This is a genomic window from Mycobacterium sp. IDUB_28 (genome assembly GCF_055419285.1).
In genome coordinates this window covers 254,708-271,000 of the sequence record NZ_JBVAXK010000005.1, presented here as the reverse complement: position 1 = coordinate 271,000, position 16,293 = coordinate 254,708, and the positions used below count along the sequence as shown (strand labels likewise).

16 protein-coding genes and 2 pseudogenes are annotated in these 16,293 nt (G+C 65.7%); 9 read left to right on the top strand and 9 right to left on the bottom strand.

Annotation, left to right across the window (positions count from 1 at the left end; all coding sequences use genetic code 11):
• The first annotated feature begins 178 nt into the window (after nucleotides 1-178).
• Both ACZYZ9_RS12995 and ACZYZ9_RS12990 read left to right on the top strand, forming a co-directional pair.
• Nucleotides 179-1,765: a GMC family oxidoreductase gene (locus ACZYZ9_RS12995; RefSeq protein WP_463826809.1), complete on the top strand. Its 1,587-nt coding sequence runs from the start codon at nucleotides 179-181 to the stop codon at nucleotides 1,763-1,765.
• Nucleotides 1,766-1,792: 27 nt separating this feature from the next.
• The gene (locus tag ACZYZ9_RS12990) at nucleotides 1,793-2,422 is read left to right on the top strand and encodes a class I SAM-dependent methyltransferase (RefSeq protein WP_463826659.1); all 630 of its coding nucleotides are present in this window, start codon (nucleotides 1,793-1,795) and stop codon (nucleotides 2,420-2,422) included.
• On the opposite strand, the gene ACZYZ9_RS12985 is transcribed toward ACZYZ9_RS12990, so the two are convergent.
• From ACZYZ9_RS12985 to ACZYZ9_RS12970, 4 genes are read right to left on the bottom strand one after another with little or no spacing between them, the layout of a single operon-like run.
• On the bottom strand, nucleotides 2,412-4,136 hold the full coding sequence (locus tag ACZYZ9_RS12985; RefSeq protein WP_463826808.1) for an ABC transporter family substrate-binding protein: 1,725 nt from the start codon (nucleotides 4,134-4,136) through the stop codon (nucleotides 2,412-2,414). The genes ACZYZ9_RS12990 and ACZYZ9_RS12985 overlap by 11 nt on opposite strands.
• On the bottom strand, nucleotides 4,064-5,896 hold the full coding sequence (locus tag ACZYZ9_RS12980; RefSeq protein ID WP_463826658.1) for a dipeptide ABC transporter ATP-binding protein: 1,833 nt from the start codon (nucleotides 5,894-5,896) through the stop codon (nucleotides 4,064-4,066). Before ACZYZ9_RS12980 ends, ACZYZ9_RS12985 begins: the two co-directional genes overlap by 73 nt.
• On the bottom strand, nucleotides 5,893-6,774 hold the full coding sequence (locus ACZYZ9_RS12975) for an ABC transporter permease (RefSeq protein WP_463826807.1): 882 nt from the start codon (nucleotides 6,772-6,774) through the stop codon (nucleotides 5,893-5,895). The genes ACZYZ9_RS12980 and ACZYZ9_RS12975 overlap by 4 nt, the downstream gene beginning before the upstream one ends.
• Nucleotides 6,775-6,785: 11 nt before the next feature.
• Entirely contained in the window at nucleotides 6,786-7,763 is a 978-nt protein-coding gene (locus ACZYZ9_RS12970) for an ABC transporter permease (protein ID WP_463826657.1), read from the bottom strand.
• Nucleotides 7,764-7,930: 167 nt separating this feature from the next.
• Here ACZYZ9_RS12970 and ACZYZ9_RS12965 point away from each other — a divergent pair, with 167 nt between their 5' ends.
• The 4 genes and pseudogenes from ACZYZ9_RS12965 to ACZYZ9_RS12950 all read left to right on the top strand — a co-directional run bounded on the left by ACZYZ9_RS12965 (nucleotide 7,931) and on the right by ACZYZ9_RS12950 (nucleotide 11,882).
• The gene (locus tag ACZYZ9_RS12965; protein WP_463826656.1) at nucleotides 7,931-8,422 is read left to right on the top strand and encodes a beta-class carbonic anhydrase; all 492 of its coding nucleotides are present in this window, start codon (nucleotides 7,931-7,933) and stop codon (nucleotides 8,420-8,422) included.
• A gap of 106 nt (nucleotides 8,423-8,528) precedes the next feature.
• Nucleotides 8,529-9,514: pseudogene (gene cysD, locus ACZYZ9_RS12960) on the top strand (sulfate adenylyltransferase subunit CysD).
• Nucleotides 9,514-11,367 (top strand): adenylyl-sulfate kinase, encoded by a 1,854-nt coding sequence (gene cysC / locus ACZYZ9_RS12955; RefSeq protein WP_463826655.1) that lies wholly within the window; start codon nucleotides 9,514-9,516, stop codon nucleotides 11,365-11,367. Before cysD ends, cysC begins: the two are co-directional and overlap by 1 nt.
• 38 nt (nucleotides 11,368-11,405) lie before the next feature.
• Nucleotides 11,406-11,882 carry an Rrf2 family transcriptional regulator gene (locus tag ACZYZ9_RS12950; protein WP_463826654.1) on the top strand — a complete coding sequence of 159 codons (477 nt, stop codon included), beginning with the start codon at nucleotides 11,406-11,408 and terminating at the stop codon, nucleotides 11,880-11,882.
• Here ACZYZ9_RS12950 and ACZYZ9_RS12945 read toward each other — a convergent pair.
• Together ACZYZ9_RS12945 and ACZYZ9_RS12940 are read right to left on the bottom strand one after the other, a co-directional pair.
• On the bottom strand, nucleotides 11,879-12,268 hold the full coding sequence (locus ACZYZ9_RS12945; protein ID WP_463826653.1) for a VOC family protein: 390 nt from the start codon (nucleotides 12,266-12,268) through the stop codon (nucleotides 11,879-11,881). The two genes, ACZYZ9_RS12950 and ACZYZ9_RS12945, sit on opposite strands and share 4 nt — an antisense overlap.
• 23 nt (nucleotides 12,269-12,291) lie before the next feature.
• Nucleotides 12,292-12,705, bottom strand: coding sequence for a VOC family protein (locus ACZYZ9_RS12940; RefSeq protein ID WP_463826652.1), 414 nt, complete (start codon nucleotides 12,703-12,705; stop codon nucleotides 12,292-12,294).
• Between the two features lie 38 nt (nucleotides 12,706-12,743).
• Here ACZYZ9_RS12940 and ACZYZ9_RS12935 point away from each other — a divergent pair, with 38 nt between their 5' ends.
• Nucleotides 12,744-13,622 carry an LLM class flavin-dependent oxidoreductase gene (locus ACZYZ9_RS12935; protein ID WP_463826806.1) on the top strand — a complete coding sequence of 293 codons (879 nt, stop codon included), beginning with the start codon at nucleotides 12,744-12,746 and terminating at the stop codon, nucleotides 13,620-13,622.
• A 3-nt stretch (nucleotides 13,623-13,625) separates the two neighbouring features.
• Here ACZYZ9_RS12935 and ACZYZ9_RS12930 read toward each other — a convergent pair.
• Nucleotides 13,626-14,049: pseudogene (locus ACZYZ9_RS12930) on the bottom strand (hypothetical protein); the annotation flags it as partial.
• Nucleotides 14,050-14,133: 84 nt separating this feature from the next.
• Here ACZYZ9_RS12930 and ACZYZ9_RS12925 point away from each other — a divergent pair.
• The gene (locus ACZYZ9_RS12925) at nucleotides 14,134-14,616 is read left to right on the top strand and encodes an NUDIX domain-containing protein (RefSeq protein WP_463826805.1); all 483 of its coding nucleotides are present in this window, start codon (nucleotides 14,134-14,136) and stop codon (nucleotides 14,614-14,616) included.
• Between the two features lie 71 nt (nucleotides 14,617-14,687).
• The gene (locus tag ACZYZ9_RS12920) at nucleotides 14,688-15,179 is read left to right on the top strand and encodes an Rv2253 family sensor-like surface protein (protein WP_463826651.1); all 492 of its coding nucleotides are present in this window, start codon (nucleotides 14,688-14,690) and stop codon (nucleotides 15,177-15,179) included.
• Nucleotides 15,180-15,235: 56 nt separating this feature from the next.
• Here ACZYZ9_RS12920 and ACZYZ9_RS12915 read toward each other — a convergent pair whose 3' ends face one another.
• Nucleotides 15,236-15,577: a DUF732 domain-containing protein gene (locus ACZYZ9_RS12915; RefSeq protein WP_463826650.1), complete on the bottom strand. Its 342-nt coding sequence runs from the start codon at nucleotides 15,575-15,577 to the stop codon at nucleotides 15,236-15,238.
• 129 nt (nucleotides 15,578-15,706) lie between these two features.
• Entirely contained in the window at nucleotides 15,707-16,273 is a 567-nt protein-coding gene (locus tag ACZYZ9_RS12910; RefSeq protein WP_463826649.1) for a M15 family metallopeptidase, read from the bottom strand.
• Nucleotides 16,274-16,293: the final 20 nt, after the last annotated feature.

The window sequence follows — 16,293 nt, the reverse complement described above, 5'->3', positions numbered from 1 at the left end:
TGGTGGCGACCCGCTGCGCCCGGCCCACGCCGCGCTTGCGATCGCCTGTGCTGATGGTGGCGACCCGCTGCGCCCGGCCCACGCCGCGCTTGCGATCGCCTGTGCTGATGGTGGCGACCCGCTGCGCCCGGCTCACGCCGCGCTTGCGATCGCCACGGGCCGAAAACGGGGGTACGCGATGGACATTCAGCGCGACTACGTAGTGATCGGCACCGGCTCGGCCGGTGCCGTCCTGATCGACAGGCTCAGCGCCGATCCGGGCACCGAGGTGGCGGCGCTGGAAGCCGGCCCCGGCAACACCAACAGGTTCATCGGCATACCGGCGGCCTTCTCCAAGCTGTTCCGGACCGAGGTCGACTGGGACTACCTCACCGAGCCGCAGCCCGAGCTCGACGGACGCCAAATCTATTGGCCCCGAGGCAAAGTGCTCGGCGGTAGTTCGTCGATGAATGCCATGATGTGGGTGCGCGGATTCGGAGCGGATTACGACGAGTGGGCCAGGTTGGCCGACTCGCACTGGTCTGCTGCGGAAATCCTCGAGTACTACCGCCGCATCGAGAATGTCACTGCGGCCTGGCACTTCGTCAGCGGTGACGACAGCGGGGTCACCGGCCCGTTGCACATCTCCCGCCAACGCAGCCCGCGCCCGCTGACCGCAGCCTGGCTGGCCGCGGCCCGTGAATGCGGATACCCGGCCGCACGGCCGAATTCCATTGCACCGGAAGGTTTCTGCGAAACAGTTGTGACGCAGCGCCGCGGCGCCCGGTGCAGCACCGCCGACGCTTACCTGACGCCGGCGATGAGCCGCAAGAATCTCACCCTCATCACCGAAGCCACGGCGACGCGGATCGTCTTCGACGGCACCCGGGCGGTGGGTGTCGAGTTCCAGCGCGGTGACCACACCTCCGTGGTGCACGCCCGTAAGGAAGTGCTGCTTTGCGGCGGTGCCGTCAACAGCCCGCAACTGCTCATGCTGTCCGGCATCGGCGACCGCGACCAACTCGCCGAGCACGGCATCGAAACCGTCCACCACGCCCCGCAGGTCGGCCAGAACCTGATCGACCATCTGGTGGCACCCATGGGTTTCGACGTCAACGACGACACGTTGTTCGCCGCCGAAAAACCCAAGCAGCTGATCAATTACCTGCTGCGGCGGCGCGGCATGCTCACCTCCAACGTCGGCGAGGCCTACGGATTCGTCCGCAGCCGGCCCGATCTCGAGTTGCCCGACCTGGAGCTGATCTTCGCACCGGCGCCCTTCTACGACGAGGCGCTGCAACCCGCGGCCGGGCACGGGGTGGTGTTCGGCCCCATCCTGGTGGCCCCGCAGAGCCGGGGGCAGATCACATTGCGCTCCGCCGACCCGCACGACAAGCCTGTCATCGACCCCCGCTACCTCACCGACCCCGCCGGCGCCGACCGCGCCGCGATGCTGGCGGGGCTACGGATGTGCGCCGAGATCGCCCAGGCGCCGTCGCTGCGCGACGTGCTCGGCGCTGTGGTGCGCCCGCGCAGTTGCACCGAGCTTGACGAAGCCACCTTCGCGCTGGCCCTGAACCAGTGCTCGCACACCCTGTACCACCCGATGGGCACCTGCCGAATGGGCCGCGACGATTCCAGCGTGGTAGATCCCCAGCTGCGGGTCCGCGGCGTCGAAGGGCTGCGTGTCGCCGACGCATCGGTGATGCCCAGCACGATCCGCGGCCATACGCACGCGCCGTCGGTGCTGATCGGGGAGAAGGCCGCGGACCTCATTCGCGGCTGAGCAGACCGCCCTTGCGACAATGCATCCATGGTCGAGCAGAGCCTGTGGATGCAAAAGGTCGCAGCCGATCCGGGGCATTCACATTGGTATGTCGAACGTTTCCGCTCCCTGGCGCGCGCCGGCGAGGATCTGCACGGCGAAGCGCGCCTGGTGGATGCGATGGCGCCCCGGGCCGCCCACATTCTCGACGCCGGGTGCGGTCCCGGCCGGTTGGGTGGTCACCTGGCCACGCTCGGCCACCACGTCGTCGGTGTCGACGCCGACCCGGTGCTCATCGAAGCGGCTGAGCAAGACCATCCCGGCCCGCGCTGGATCGTCGGCGACCTCGCCGAGCTCGACCTGCCCGCGCAAGGCATCGCCGAGCCGTTCGACGTGATCGTGTCGGCGGGCAACGTGATGGCGTTCCTGGCCCCCAGCACCCGCGCCCAGGTGCTGCGCCGGCTGCGCGCCCACCTGGCCGGCGACGGCCGATTGGTGGTCGGCTTCGGTGCCGGTCGCGGCTATGAGTTCACCGATTTCTTCGACGACGCGGCAGCCGGCGGGTTGGCCTCCGAACTGCTGCTGTCCACGTGGGATCTCCGCCCGTTCCAGGACGGCGACTCCGACTTTCTGGTCGCGGTCCTTCGGCCCAGTCACCCGGCACCGGTCAGCGCATGAAGCCGATCGCGGTGTAGTCCAGGTCGGCCAACCCGCGAGCGCCGAAGTTGGCCAGATCGCTGCGGGCCGCGACGGTGCCGACGGATTGAATCAGCGGCAGGCTGAAACCTTCTTGCCAGATGAGCCGGTCGACTTCGTTGGCCAGTGCGCGCGCCTTTCCCGGATCGAGTTCGGCCAGCGTCTGCTCGATCACGTCGTCGATCTGCGGACTGCCGATCTTGCCGAAGTTGCTTTCCCCGTGGGAGGCGTAAATCTGGGTCAGCCCGGACAACGGGAACGCATCGCCCTGCCAACCGAACAGGGCGATGTCGAAGTCCCCGACGTTGACGTAGTCGCTGAAGAATCTGCTGCCGGAGCGCGCCTGAAGCTGTAACTTCACGCCGATCTCGGCGAGGCTGTGCTGGGCGACTTGGGTGAAGACCTTGGCGCTCGGTGAGTCGTAGTACAACAACCGGACCACCAGTTGGCGGCCGCCCTTTTCCCGGAACTCGCCGTTGAGCGACCATCCCTGCGCGTCGAGTTCCCGCTTCGCCTGTGCGGGATCGTAAGGGATGCTGTTGTCTTGATAACCCTCTTGCCCTGCCACGAAAATATGGTTGTTCAGAGGTACCGGGGCACCGGTCAACCCGTTCAATGCCACCTTGGCGATGGTCTGCCGATCTATGCTCTTGCATACGGCCAGACGTACGCCGGGATCGTGGAGCATCGAGCCCTTCGAGCCGTTCATGGTGAAGTGGGTCCAGCTCGGTCCGGGCGCGCGCCGGATCGCTATCCCCTTGGTGTGCTCGGCAATGATCAGTTGGTCAAGTGTCCCGACCCCGGTCGCGTCGATCGCATTGTTCTGCAGCGCCGGCAGCGCCGCGGCAGTGTCCAGGACCAAGTAGGTGATCGAGTCCAGACGCGGACGCTTGCCCCACCATTTGGGGTTGCGGGTCAAGGTGATTCGCTGCTTGGCCCGGTCCAATGTGGACAGGATGAACGGGCCTGCGGACGCGCCGGGCGCATCGAGCCATCCCGTGTTGAACGCCTCCGGGGTGGCGGTCACACTGGCCGGCAGCAGCATGCCATTGCCGGCGAACATGCCTTTCCACTCGGCGTACGGCTTCGCAAAGGTCATGACCGCCTGGCGATCGTCGACCCCGCGGGTCACCGAGGCGACACGCTCGGCCCCACCGGTCGAGGCGATCTCGAACGCTTTGTCGGCTCCACTGGTGGCGTGAATCTGACTGGCGATGTCCTGCCAGGTGATCGGTGTGCCGTCTGACCACACCGCTTTGGGGTTGATCGTGTAGGTGACCACCTGCGGGTTGGTGCCGGTCAGTTCGACGCTGGTGAAGTAGTCCGTATTGACCGTCGTCGAGCCGTCGGCGCCGATCCGGAACGCGCTCGGCAGGGTGGCTTTGAGCATGTTTGCGGTTTCGGCGCTGTTGCCGTCGATGTGCAGCACGTTGAAGTTGGCCGGCAGGTCGCTGAGCCCCAGACGTAGGTTGCCGCCCTCGCGCAAAGTCGCGGGATCCTGCGGGTTGAGTTCGCTGCTCGCTCCGACCGCAACGCCTCTTTCGGCGGTGGTCGAGGCACCGGCCGCACATCCGGACACCAACAGTGTCCCGACCAGCAAAACAGCCGCTATTCTGCGTCCAGTCACTGTCCGGCTCCCGGTTGCGGTACCGCGGCGAGCAGACGTCGCGTGTATTCGTGTTGCGGATCGCCGAATACGTCCCGGCTGTCACCCTGCTCGACCACCGCACCGCGATACATCACGACCACCCGGTGCGCAAGATGCTTGATCACCGAAAGGTCGTGGGAGACAAACAAATACGACATTCCGAACTGATCCTGGAGGTCCAGCAGCAGGTTGAGGATTCCAGCCTGGATCGAGACGTCGAGTGCCGAGACCGGTTCGTCGAGGGCAAGGACCTTGGGCCGCAACGCCAATGCCCGCGCGATGCCGATGCGCTGTTTCTGCCCGCCGGAGAATTCAGCCGGATAGCGGCTGGCATCGGCTCGGCGCAGTCCCACCAGATCCAGCAATTCGGCCACTTTGGCGTTGGTGTCGCGCTGGTCGAACCCGTTGGCCTGCAATGGTTCTGCCAGCAAATCGGAGACCGGCAGTCGCGGATCCAGCGATGCCACCGGATCCTGGAAGACCACCTGGATATCGCGTCGCAGCTCCCGTCGGCCGGCGGGACTCAGGGTGGCGACGTCCGAACCGAAGACTTCGATCGAACCGGACTGTGGGGCAACGAGTTCCAGAATCTGGTGCAAGGTTGTGGACTTGCCCGAACCGGATTCGCCGACGATACCCAGTGTCTGACCCTGCGGCAGATCGAAGCTCACACCGTCGACCGCTCGGACCTCGCCGACGGTGCGGCGCAGCAGCACGCCCTTGGTCAGGGGGTAGGTTTTGACCAGGTCACGCACCCGCACCACGACAGTTGAATCGTCGGAAACCCCTGAGCTCCGAGCCGTCTCGACGCCGTAGATGTCGGCGGCGCTACGTCCGACGACCTCGTGGGTGCGAATGCAGGCCGCGCGGTGATCGGGGCCGACTTCGATCAATTCCGGTTCCGCCGCAAGGCATTCGTCGATGGCGAGGGGACAGCGCGGCGCGAACGGGCACCCCGGATCCAGCCCGATCAACGACGGGGGTGCCCCGGGAATCGGGACCAGGCGGGTGCCCTGAGCGGCGTCCAAGCGCGGCACTGAACCCAACAGGCCTATCGTGTACGGCATTTGGCGGTCGCGGTACAGATCGGCCACGGGTGCTGTTTCGGCGACCCGACCCGCGTACATCACCAGTGCCCGGTCGGCGAACTCGGCGACCACGCCGAGGTCATGGGTGATGATCAGCACCCCGGCGCCGGTGACGTCGCGGGCTTTCTTCAGCACGTCGAGGATCTGCGCCTGCACGGTCACATCGAGCGCCGTGGTGGGCTCGTCGCAGATCAGCAGGTCGGGATCGTTGGCGATCGCGATGGCGATGACCACGCGTTGTCGTTCACCGCCGGAGAGCTCGTGCGGGAAGGCGCGGGCACGTTGTTCGGGCTGTGAAATCCCAACCAGGTCAAGTAGTTCCACCGCGCGCACCCGGGCAGCCTTCTTGCCGATGTCCGGGTGGTGCACCCGGATCGCCTCCGCGATCTGGGTACCGACGGTATAGACCGGAGTCAGCGCGGACATCGGGTCCTGGAACACCGTGCCGATCGACTTCCCGCGGAACTGCGACATCGCGGCGTCGTCGAGTCCGAGCAGTTCGGTGCCGTGCAGTCGAACCGATCCACCTACCGTCGCATACTCGGGAAGCAGGCCGATCACCGCCATTGCCGCCGCGGACTTGCCCGAGCCCGATTCGCCGACCATCGCCACCACTTCACCGGGGTCGACGCGATAACTGATGCCTCGCACCGCGGTCACCGGTGCGCCGTCGGTGGGGAAGGAGACTGCCAGGTCGGTCACTTCCAGCAGCGGACTCATGCGGCGCCACGCCGCAAGGTCTTGGCGCCGGGATCGAACGCATCGCGTAGCCCGTCGCCAGTCAGATTGGTGCACAACACAATCAGCACCAGCGCCCCGGCCGGAAACAGGAACACCCACGGGAACGTGGTCGCGGACTGGGTGCCGTCGGCGATCAGCGTGCCCAGCGACACATCCGGAGGCTGAACCCCGAAGCCGAGAAAGCTCAATCCCGTTTCGGCCATGATAGCCGACCCGACGTTGATGGTGGCGTCGATGATCAGAATGGACGCCACATTGGGCAACACATGCCGGGTGATGATGCGACGACTGGATACGCCCATATAGCGTGCGGCCCGGATGAATTCGAGCTCACGCAAGCCCTTGGTCAGACCGCGCACGATGCGGGAGCTGACCATCCAGCCGAACAGCGCCAACAGCACGATCAGCGACGCGATGTTGGCCGAGTTCCTGGTTTTCATCGAGGCGATAGCGATCAGCAGGATGGAGGGCACGACCAGCATCAGATCGACCACCCACATCAGGGCGCGATCTCGCAGGCCGCCGAAATATCCGGCGATCGAGCCAACGGTCGCAGCGATCCCGGTGGAGATCACTGCCACGCAGGCACCGATCAGCATCGACTTCTGCATGCCACGCAAGGTCTGCGCGAGCAGGTCCTGCCCTAACCCGTTGGTGCCCAGCCAGTGTCGCGAATTCGGCGGTTGCATCAGTGCATCGAAATCCAGGTCCTGATACGAATACGGCAGCAACGGGGGCAGCGCGAAGCACCCGACGAACAGCAACACCAAGATCACCAGCGCCGCCACTGCGGATCGGTTACGCAGAAACCGTCGCAGCACCAGGGTGCGACGCGAGGTGAATTCGGCTGCCTCCATCTCGACAGCCGTCACGACACCCGCACCCTAGGGTCCAGCGCAGCGTAGAAAATGTCGGAGAGCAGACCCGCGAGCAACACCACGGTGCCGGAGAACAACGTGATTGCGACCACGATGTTGATGTCCTGGGTAGAGATCCCCCTGAGCACCCATTCGCCCATGCCATGCCAACCGAAGATCTTCTCGACGAAAACCGCCCCGCCGACCAGCCCGGCCACGCTGTACGCGAACAGAGTCGCCATCGGTATCAGCGCCGTGCGCAGGCCGTGCTTGACGAGTGCGCGCCTACGGGTCAGTCCCTTGGCTCGGGCCGTGCGAATGAAGTCCTGGCCCAGGACGTCGAGCATCGCGTTGCGCTGAAAGCGGCTGTACCCCGCGGCTGCCATCAGCGCCAGGGTGAAGGTCGGCAGCACCAGGTGTTTGAGCCGGTCGCCGACCGCGGCCCAGGTCCCGCCCTCAATGCCCGGCGCGGTCTCCCCGGTGTAGTCGAACAGCTGATATCCCAGTGCCCAGTTGACCCGCAGTGCCGCAATGATCAGGAGGTAGGAGATGACGAACGACGGCGTGCTCATGACGAGGAAGGCGAACACCGTGACGACCCGGTCGCTGAGTCGGTACTGACGGATCGCGCCCCACGCCCCCAGTGTCACGCCGAGCAGCGTGCCCACCACCGAACCGATCACCACCAACCGCAGGGTGACGCCGACCCGCCGCCCGAGTTCGGTGCCCACCGGCTGGCCGGTGATCGTCTTCCCGAAATCGCCCTGCACCGCGTGCGAAACCCAGTTTGCATAGCGAATCGGGATGGGCCGGTCCAGGCCCAGATCGTGGGCCTTGGCATCGATGACGGACTGCGGTGGCCGGGGGCTGCGTTGCATCAGGCTCTCCAACGGAGAGAACACCACCGCGGCCAGGCAGTACGTCAGGAAGGACGCCAGCGCCAGTAGCACGATGTAGTTCAGCAACCGACGCAACAGGAACCGCGTCATGCCCGACCACCGTGCCGCATTGGGACAGGGTAGCGAGCAGGACGGGGAAACGCCGGTGGGGCGTTCGATCTTTGCGATCCCGATGATCCGCAGGGGTGTGTTCCCGCGGCTCGATTGTTAGGATCCAGCCCGGCAGCGATCCGCGTAGCAAACTCGAGGAGACGTGCGTGACGGTAACCGACGACTACCTGGCCAACAACGCCAACTATGCAAGCGACTTCAAAGGTCCGCTGCCGCTACCGCCGAGCAAACACGTCGCCGTGTTGGCGTGCATGGATGCGCGGCTGGATGTGTACCGCGTGCTCGGCCTCAAAGAGGGGGAGTCGCACGTCATCCGGAACGCCGGCGGGGTGGCCACCGACGATGCCATCCGGTCGTTGGCGATCAGCCAGCGCCTGCTGGGCACCCGGGAAATCATCCTGATCCATCACACCGACTGCGGGATGCTCACCTTCACCGACGACGAGTTCAAGCGCAGTATCCAGGAGGAAACCGGGGTGAAGCCGCCGTGGGCGGCGGAGGCCTTCGGGGATCTGGCCGAGGATGTGCGGCAATCGCTGCGCCGCATCGAGAACAGTCCGTTCGTCACCAAGCACAACTCGCTGCGCGGGTTCGTCTTCGACGTGGCGACCGGAAAGCTCGAAGAAGTCACCCTGTAGCTGCCGAGTTAACAGCCGCACCGGCCCCTACTTCTTACCGAAATGGGGGCCGGTGCGGCTGTTTGTGCCGGTCGACCCGTTGACACGATGAATTCCGACTGCTTTCATGTCAATTAATACCTTAAATATGGTCAATCCAACCAACTTAACCGGGAAACAACTATGACGACCGATCTGGTTGCCGGGCCCACTGCCGGCCAGTACGAACTGAGCCACCTGCGTTCGCTCGAGGCCGAGGCGATCCACATCATCCGTGAAGTCGCCGCCGAATTCGAGCGTCCCGTGCTGCTGTTCTCCGGAGGCAAAGACTCGATCGTCATGCTGCACCTGGCGCTGAAGGCGTTTCGGCCCGGGCGGTTGCCGTTCCCGGTCATGCATGTCGATACCGGCCACAATTTCGACGAGGTGCTTGCCACCCGTGATGAGCTGGTCGCCGAACACGGGGTGCGTCTGGTAGTGGCCTCGGTCCAGGACGACATCGATGCCGGCCGCGTGGTCGAGACCATCCCGTCCCGGAATCCGCTGCAGACGGTGACGCTGTTGCGCGCCATCCGGGAGAACCGATTCGACGCCGCGTTCGGCGGCGCCCGGCGCGACGAGGAGAAGGCACGCGCCAAGGAACGGGTGTTCAGCTTCCGCGACGAATTCGGCCAGTGGGACCCCAAAGGCCAACGACCTGAGCTGTGGAACCTCTACAACGGCCGCCACCACAAGGGTGAGCACATCCGGGTGTTCCCGTTGTCCAACTGGACCGAGTTCGACATCTGGTCCTACATCGGAGCCGAGCGGATCAAGTTGCCGTCGATCTATTTCGCCCATCGGCGCAAGGTTTTTCAACGCGACGGCATGCTGCTGGCGGTGCATCGGCACCTGCAGCCGCGGGCCGAGGAAAAGGTGTTCGAGGCCTCGGTACGGTTTCGCACCGTCGGCGATGTCACCTGTACCGGCTGCGTGGAGTCCGAGGCGCGCACAGTGTCGGAAGTGATCGCCGAAACTGCGGTGTCGCGACTCACCGAGCGCGGCGCGACCCGGGCCGACGACCGGATCTCGGAGGCAGGCATGGAAGACCGCAAACGGCAGGGGTACTTCTGATGGCGGGATCTTCTACATTGCTACGGCTGGCTACCGCCGGTTCCGTCGATGACGGCAAGTCCACCCTGATCGGTCGCCTGCTCTATGACTCCAAGGCCGTTATGGAGGACCAGTGGGCGGCCGTCGAGCAGACCTCCAAGGACCGCGGCCACGAGTACACCGACCTTGCGCTGGTCACTGACGGCCTACGCGCCGAACGCGAGCAGGGCATCACCATCGACGTCGCTTACCGCTATTTCGCTACGCCCAAGCGCAAATTCATCATCGCCGACACCCCGGGTCACATCCAGTACACCCGCAATATGGTGACGGGTGCGTCAACGGCGCACCTGGTGATCGTGCTCGTCGATGCGCGCCACGGTCTGCTGGAGCAGTCCCGCCGGCATGCCTTCCTGGCATCCCTGCTGGGCATTCAGCACATCGTGCTCGCCGTGAACAAGATGGACCTGATCGGTTGGGACCAAGAGAAATTCGAGGCGATCCGCGACGAGTTCCATGCGTTCGCTGCACGCCTGGACGTGCAGGACGTCGCCACCATACCGATGTCGGCGCTGCACGGGGACAACGTGGTGACCAAATCGGAGAAGACCCCCTGGTACGAGGGACCGGCGCTGCTGTCCCACCTGGAAGAGGTGTTCATCGCCGGCGACCGCAACCTGGTCGACGTGCGGTTCCCGGTGCAGTACGTGATTCGTCCGCACACTCACGAGCATCAGGACCACCGCAGTTACGCGGGCACGGTGGCCAGCGGGGTGATGCGCCCCGGTGACGAAGTGGTGGTGCTGCCCATCGGCAAGACCACCAGGGTCACCGCTATCGACGGACCCAATGGTCCTGTTGCAGAAGCCTTTCCGCCGATGGCTGTCGCGGTGAGCCTGGCCGACGACATCGACATCTCCCGCGGGGACCTGATTGCCCGCACCAACAACCAACCCAGGATCACCCAGCAGTTCGACGCCACCGTGTGTTGGATGGCCGACGGGTCGGCACTCGAACCGGGCCGAGATTACGTCATCAAGCACACCACCCGGACCACGCGCGCCCGGGTCACCGCGCTGGACTACCGGCTCGACGTCAACACGCTCCACCGCGACAAGACGGCAACAGCGTTGAAACTCAACGAACTCGGCCGCGTCACCCTGCGGACCCAGGTGCCGCTGTTGCTCGACGAATACTCCCGCAACGCCAGCACGGGTTCCTTCATCCTGATCGATCCTGATACGAACGGGACCGTAGCGGCCGGCATGGTGTTGCGGGATGTGGCGGCGCAGAAGGCCAGCCCGAACACGGTGCGGCACAAGTCACTGGTCACCGCCGCGGACCGCGCGATCCAGGGCCGCACGGTGTGGCTCACCGGGCTGTCCGGCGCCGGCAAATCTTCGGTGGCGATGCTGGTGGAGCAGAAGCTGCTCGAAAAGGGTGTTCCCGCTTACGTTCTCGACGGCGACAACCTGCGCCACGGACTGAACGCCGATCTGGGTTTCAGCATGGCCGACCGGGCCGAAAACCTGCGCCGCCTGGCGCATGTGGCGACGCTGCTGGCCGATTCCGGCCAGATCGTGCTGGTACCGGCCATCAGTCCGCTGGCCGAACACCGGGAGATGGCGCGAAAGGTACACGTCGACGCGGGATTTGAGTTCTTCGAGGTCTTCTGCGACACCCCGCTACAGGAATGCGAGCGACGCGATCCCAAGGGGTTGTACGCCAAGGCCCGGGCCGGGGAGATCACGCACTTCACCGGCATCGACAGTCCGTATCAGCGACCGAAGAATCCCGACCTACGGCTCGACGCCGATCGCAGCCTCGAAGAACAGGCGCAGAGCGTGATCGACCTGCTCGAGCTGCGCGCCTAGAAAGCCCGTCGCCGCGGCGGATGGCACAATCGGCAAGCATGCGGATGTCGGCCAAAGCGGAGTACGCCGTGCGGGCGATGGTCCAACTCGCCACGGTTGCCCCCGGCACCCTGGTCAAGACCGACGATCTGGCCCAGGCCCAGGGCATCCCGTCGCAGTTTCTGGTCGACATCCTCACCAACCTGCGCACCGACCGCCTGGTGCGTAGCCAGCGGGGTCGCGACGGCGGCTACGAACTCGCCCGTCCGGGCACCGAGATCAGCATCGCCGATGTGTTGCGCTGCATCGACGGACCGCTGGCCAGTGTCCGCGACATCGGGCTCGGCGACCTGCCCTACTCCGGCCCGACCGTCGCCCTCACCGATGTGTGGCGCGCATTGCGGGCCAGCATGCGCTCGGTGCTGGAGGAGACGACGCTGGCCGACGTCGCCGCCGGAGCGCTGCCCGAGCATGTCGCCCAGATGGCCAACGACTATCGCGACCAGGAAAGCCACCGGCACGGCCCGGCGCGTTAGCCGCCCGATCCGTAAGGGCGGGTGAGGATTTCCAGCGAGTGCCCGGCCGGGTCGTTGAAATAGACCCCGCGGCCGCCGTCGCGAGTGTTGATCTCACCGGGTCGTCGCGCGCCGGGATCCGCCCAGTGCGCCAGACCGCCCGACGTGATCTTGCCGTAGATCATGTCGAACTCTTCTTCGGAAACCAGGAATGCGTAATGCTGCGGCCGGATGTCGTCGTTCTCAGCCACGTCGGCGAAGTCAAGCGATGCACCATGTTCAAGCGTGACGACCATAAATGGTCCAAACGGCGACGGACCGGGTAGGCCGAACAAGTCGGTCAGAAACTCCGCGGACTTCCGCTTGTCGCGGGCGGCGACGATGGTGTGGTTGAAACTGATGGCCATAGCTACTCCTGCCTCGCTGAACCCTATTTCGGCGCGGTGAGTTCCAGCGCGATGTTGTCCGGGTCGCGGAACTCCAGAATGTAGGACGGCCCGATATCCTTAACGGGCTCGTGGGCGATGTCCAGCTCATCCAAATGCTCAGCAGCCGCATCGATTTCGGCTTTACTGCCGACCCGGAACGCCACGTGGTCCAAGCCGGTGCGGTCCTCGTCGAACGGGTCGTCGCCTACCGGCCGCAACCCCAGCAACGCACCGCCCATGTCATAGATGACGCCGCCGAACAGGAACCCCAGCCGGCGCCGGGTCGCCACGTCGGCGTTCTCGGGGAGCTCGATCAGCACTGCCCAGCCGAACACGCTCTCGTAGAACTGCCGGGACCGCTCGATGTCGGTGACGGTGAGCCGGACATGCGCAATCGACGTGCTCGCGAAGGCCATCCACCCCATGCTGCCAGAATCGTGGAGTGCAGATAGGGATGACCATGCCGGTGATGGAACCCGACCTCGACGCGGGCGTGCTCACCCGCTGGGCGCAGGCGATCGACCAGGGGCCGTTCTCCTCGCTGTGCTGGGGCGAGCGCATCGCGTTCGACAACCCGGACAGCCTGACCCTGCTCGGAGCCCTGTCGGCGTGGACTGAGCGGGTGCGGCTGGTGACTACCGTGATCGTGCCGCAGCTGCACGACCCGGTCATGCTGGCCAAGGCGCTGGCAACGGGTGACCTGCTCAGCGGCGGCCGCCTGACGGTCGGGCTCGGGGTCGGCGGCCGGCACGAGGATTACCATGCGGTCGGCGCGGATACCGCGACGCAGACGATGCGCGGCATGGCCGATCGGGTCGCGGTGATGAAGCGGGTGTGGGCCGGGGAGAAGACCACCGACTCCCAGCGTCCGGTCGGGCCGTTGCCGGTGCAGGTCGGCGGCCCGCGGCTGCTGGTCGGCACCATCGGGCCCAAGACCATCCGCAGCGCTGCAGCCTGGGCCGACGGGCTGGCCGGGACCACGTTGGACCTCGACGTCGCCCGGCAGAACGAGCTGTTCGACGTCGCGCGCACCTCCTGGGCCGAGGCCGGCAAACCCGCACCGCAGCTGGCGACCTCGTTCTGGTTCGCGTTCGGCGAACCCGATCAGGCCCGCGCGCAGGTGCATAGTCACCTGCGGCGGTACATGAACTGGATTCCCGCCGAATTCGTCGACGCTATGGCGCCGACGACCGGCTGGGCGGGAACCGAGGACGAGTTGATCGCGGTACTGCGCAAGTTCGCCGATGTCGGTACCGACGAAGTGCATCTGATTCCCACCAGCTCGGACATCGAGCAACTCCGCCGTGCGGCCGACGTCGCCGCAGCGCTGTGAGTGTCAGCCTGCGGCCGCCTCAGTGAACGACCCGGGATCGGGCTCGAGGACCTGTCCCTTGCGCAAGGTCGCCAGCAGCTCCCGGTAGGGGGCCACCAGGTAGACGGTATCGCCGCCCTGCAATCGGGCGTCGCGACGCGGATGCAACTTCACTCGTCCGCTCGGCCCGGCGATGGCGATGACGCGGGTCTGGGTGGACAGTTCGCGCCACCCGAATACCGAACGAGCCGAGGCCGACGACGATGACATGGTTGCGCAGGTACCGGACCTTGCGCGGCCCGGCGGAGCTCAGCAGGCGACGGGTGATCATCAGCTCGGCGAGGAAGGCGACCAGCACCGCGGTGGTGATCACTCCGGCGAACATCAGCAGAATGCTGAACAGCCGTAACCAGGTGGGCTGGTTCATGAAGCTGAAGTCCCCGTAGCCAGCGCATCGACCCAGCGCGGCGATACTGAGCGGGTGCCAGACATAGAGTCCGTCGCGTCCCGTGAGATATACCGCAATCAGTGGATGGTGTTACGCGAAGACGACATCCGCCGGTCCGACGGCAGTCCCGGCATCTACGCTGTCGTGGACAAACCGACGTATGCCCTCGTAATGCCCTATGACGGAACGCGTTTCCGCTTGGTCGAGCAGTACCGGTATCCGGTCGGGGCGCGGCGCTGGGAATTCCCGCAGGGCACCGCTCCGGATCTGGCCGACCTCGAACCGGCCACCCTGGCCGCGCGTGAGTTGCGTGAGGAAACCGGTTTGGCGGCATCTGCTTTCGAGCCCCTGGGTCAGCTCGATGTCGCGCCGGGCATGAGTAGCCAGCGCGGGTGGGTTTTTCTCGCGACCGGGATCTCGGAGGGACTGGCCGATCGCGAGCATGAAGAACAGGACATGCACAGCGCCTGGTTCGCTCGGCAGGACGTCGAGGACATGATCCGTGGGGGAGTGATCGTCGACGCCCAGTCGATCGCCGCCTATGGACTGTTTCTGCTGCGGGGCTGATGAGCCTGTCGACGAAACTTCGTGTCCGTCGCGATACCCGGCTGCGTCCTCCGTACGCCATCATCGGCACGATGCGTGCGGGAACTGTGTGGGCCATGCTTGCCGCCGTGGCGCTGGTGGCCGCCCCGGCGACGTCGGCCGCAACGCCGTCGTGGACGGGCAAGTACTCCCTGGTGCGCTACGCCGCCGAGAAATCCGGCACCAGCGCGGCCGCCGAACAGGCCGAGCGTACCTTCAGTGCCGACTACGACTTCGCCACGGCCTGTTCGTCTGTTACCTGCGTCGCAACGGCGAACAACGGTCCCACCCCGAACAACCCGACCATCTCAGTGCCCTCGCACTACACCTGGGATGGATCCAGGTGGGTGGAACGCTTCGACTTCCAGTGGGATTGCTATATGGGAGAAGGGGTTTCAAAGGTGTGGGCGCCGGCCACGTCGTGGGCGTACTACACCCCGCAATCCGACGGGTCGCTGCGTGGCGTGTGGCACACCGACATCACCAGCGGTCCGTGCCAGGGCAGCGTGGAGATGCCGGTAGCGGCGTTCCGGGTGAAACCTTGAGCGCCGCAAGCAAATGCGGGGACCCGCAACGGGACCCCGCACTGTGGCTTCGATATCTACGTGGTGGTGGTCTTGACGTACTGCGGGCAGTAGGCCTTCGCGGCGTCCACGGCGAACGTGTTCGCACCTTTGTTGCTCAGGCCGGTTCGTTGCGCAACATTGGCGATGACCTGCTTGGTCGAGGTTCCGGCGTTGAGTTCGTTGCACACGGTGTGTGCTTCGCTGATGGCGCGCGAGGCGCTCGGCGGCTGAATTCCGTCAGCCTCGATCTGGGCGATGAACGCGTCGTCGACTGCGGTGGCGCCGGCGGTGCCTGCGAAGCCGAGTGCAGCCAGCCCGAGCGCGCCGGCGGTCAGGGTGGTGCCGGCAAGGGACGCAGTGAAGCGGCGAGTGAACATGGGTGACTCCGTGCTGGTGGTGGTGGACGCGGGATTGCGTTAACCCCATCCTCAGCACGCGGTCTTGATGGATTCTCAATAAATTCTTGGCAGATCGGAGACCGCCATCTCAGCTGTACGAGCTCGCAATCACCCAGCGGCGTTGGGCCGCAACGGCGGACACGCACCGCCGTAGTCGGACGCCAGTTCGAAGTGCCAGATCTCGTTGGCGTAGATCTGACAGAGGCCGTACGCGGCGCCGTTGCGAATGAGCCAGCTGTCGGCGGCCGCGGGACCGACATCGACGGCTTTGCCGATCACGTGCTTGGAGACCTGGGGCGAAGCAACGTACTGACTGGCGGCGGCGGCGCTGCCGTAGGTGACGACGGCGTCGTCGAACAGGCGCTGCTGAAACGCCGGTGAGCGCCATCCCGACGTCAGGCCAACGGTGACTCCGTCGGTCGCGGCAGCCCGGGTGGCGCGCTCGAGTGCGTTGAGCAGCGCCGGGTCGAGGCGGTTGACCGCGGGGTCGGACAGATCGAAGGGGCTCAGGCGCTGGCCGTCCGGGATCCAGCCGCCGGCGGTGTCCCCGGACACCGGACCGGCCGGGGTCGGCTCGTCGGAGCCACCCGGGGCGGCCGCGGCCGGTGCGCCGACGGCCACACCGGTCAGCGTCAACGCAACAGCAGCTACCAGGGATCGAGTGAGTGACAGCATCGATCCAGTCTGATCGACGC

Bases quoted from the DNA above. Each gene is read 5' to 3' on its own strand.
- ACZYZ9_RS12990 (WP_463826659.1), top strand. From the start codon at position 1,793: ATGGTCGAGCAGAGCCTGTGGATGCAAAAGGTCGCAGCCGATCCGGGG.
- ACZYZ9_RS12975 (WP_463826807.1), bottom strand. From the start codon at position 6,774: ATGGAGGCAGCCGAATTCACCTCGCGTCGCACCCTGGTGCTGCGACGG.
- ACZYZ9_RS12970 (WP_463826657.1), bottom strand. From the start codon at position 7,763: ATGACGCGGTTCCTGTTGCGTCGGTTGCTGAACTACATCGTGCTACTG.
- ACZYZ9_RS12915 (WP_463826650.1), bottom strand. From the start codon at position 15,577: ATGTTCACTCGCCGCTTCACTGCGTCCCTTGCCGGCACCACCCTGACC.
- ACZYZ9_RS12945 (WP_463826653.1), bottom strand. From the start codon at position 12,268: ATGGCCATCAGTTTCAACCACACCATCGTCGCCGCCCGCGACAAGCGG.
- ACZYZ9_RS12910 (WP_463826649.1), bottom strand. From the start codon at position 16,273: ATGCTGTCACTCACTCGATCCCTGGTAGCTGCTGTTGCGTTGACGCTG.
- ACZYZ9_RS12950 (WP_463826654.1), top strand. From the start codon at position 11,406: ATGCGGATGTCGGCCAAAGCGGAGTACGCCGTGCGGGCGATGGTCCAA.
- cysC (WP_463826655.1), top strand. From the start codon at position 9,514: ATGGCGGGATCTTCTACATTGCTACGGCTGGCTACCGCCGGTTCCGTC.
- ACZYZ9_RS12995 (WP_463826809.1), top strand. From the start codon at position 179: ATGGACATTCAGCGCGACTACGTAGTGATCGGCACCGGCTCGGCCGGT.
- ACZYZ9_RS12920 (WP_463826651.1), top strand. From the start codon at position 14,688: ATGCGTGCGGGAACTGTGTGGGCCATGCTTGCCGCCGTGGCGCTGGTG.
- ACZYZ9_RS12980 (WP_463826658.1), bottom strand. From the start codon at position 5,896: ATGAGTCCGCTGCTGGAAGTGACCGACCTGGCAGTCTCCTTCCCCACC.
- ACZYZ9_RS12925 (WP_463826805.1), top strand. From the start codon at position 14,134: ATGGTGTTACGCGAAGACGACATCCGCCGGTCCGACGGCAGTCCCGGC.
- ACZYZ9_RS12935 (WP_463826806.1), top strand. From the start codon at position 12,744: ATGACCATGCCGGTGATGGAACCCGACCTCGACGCGGGCGTGCTCACC.
- ACZYZ9_RS12940 (WP_463826652.1), bottom strand. From the start codon at position 12,705: ATGGCCTTCGCGAGCACGTCGATTGCGCATGTCCGGCTCACCGTCACC.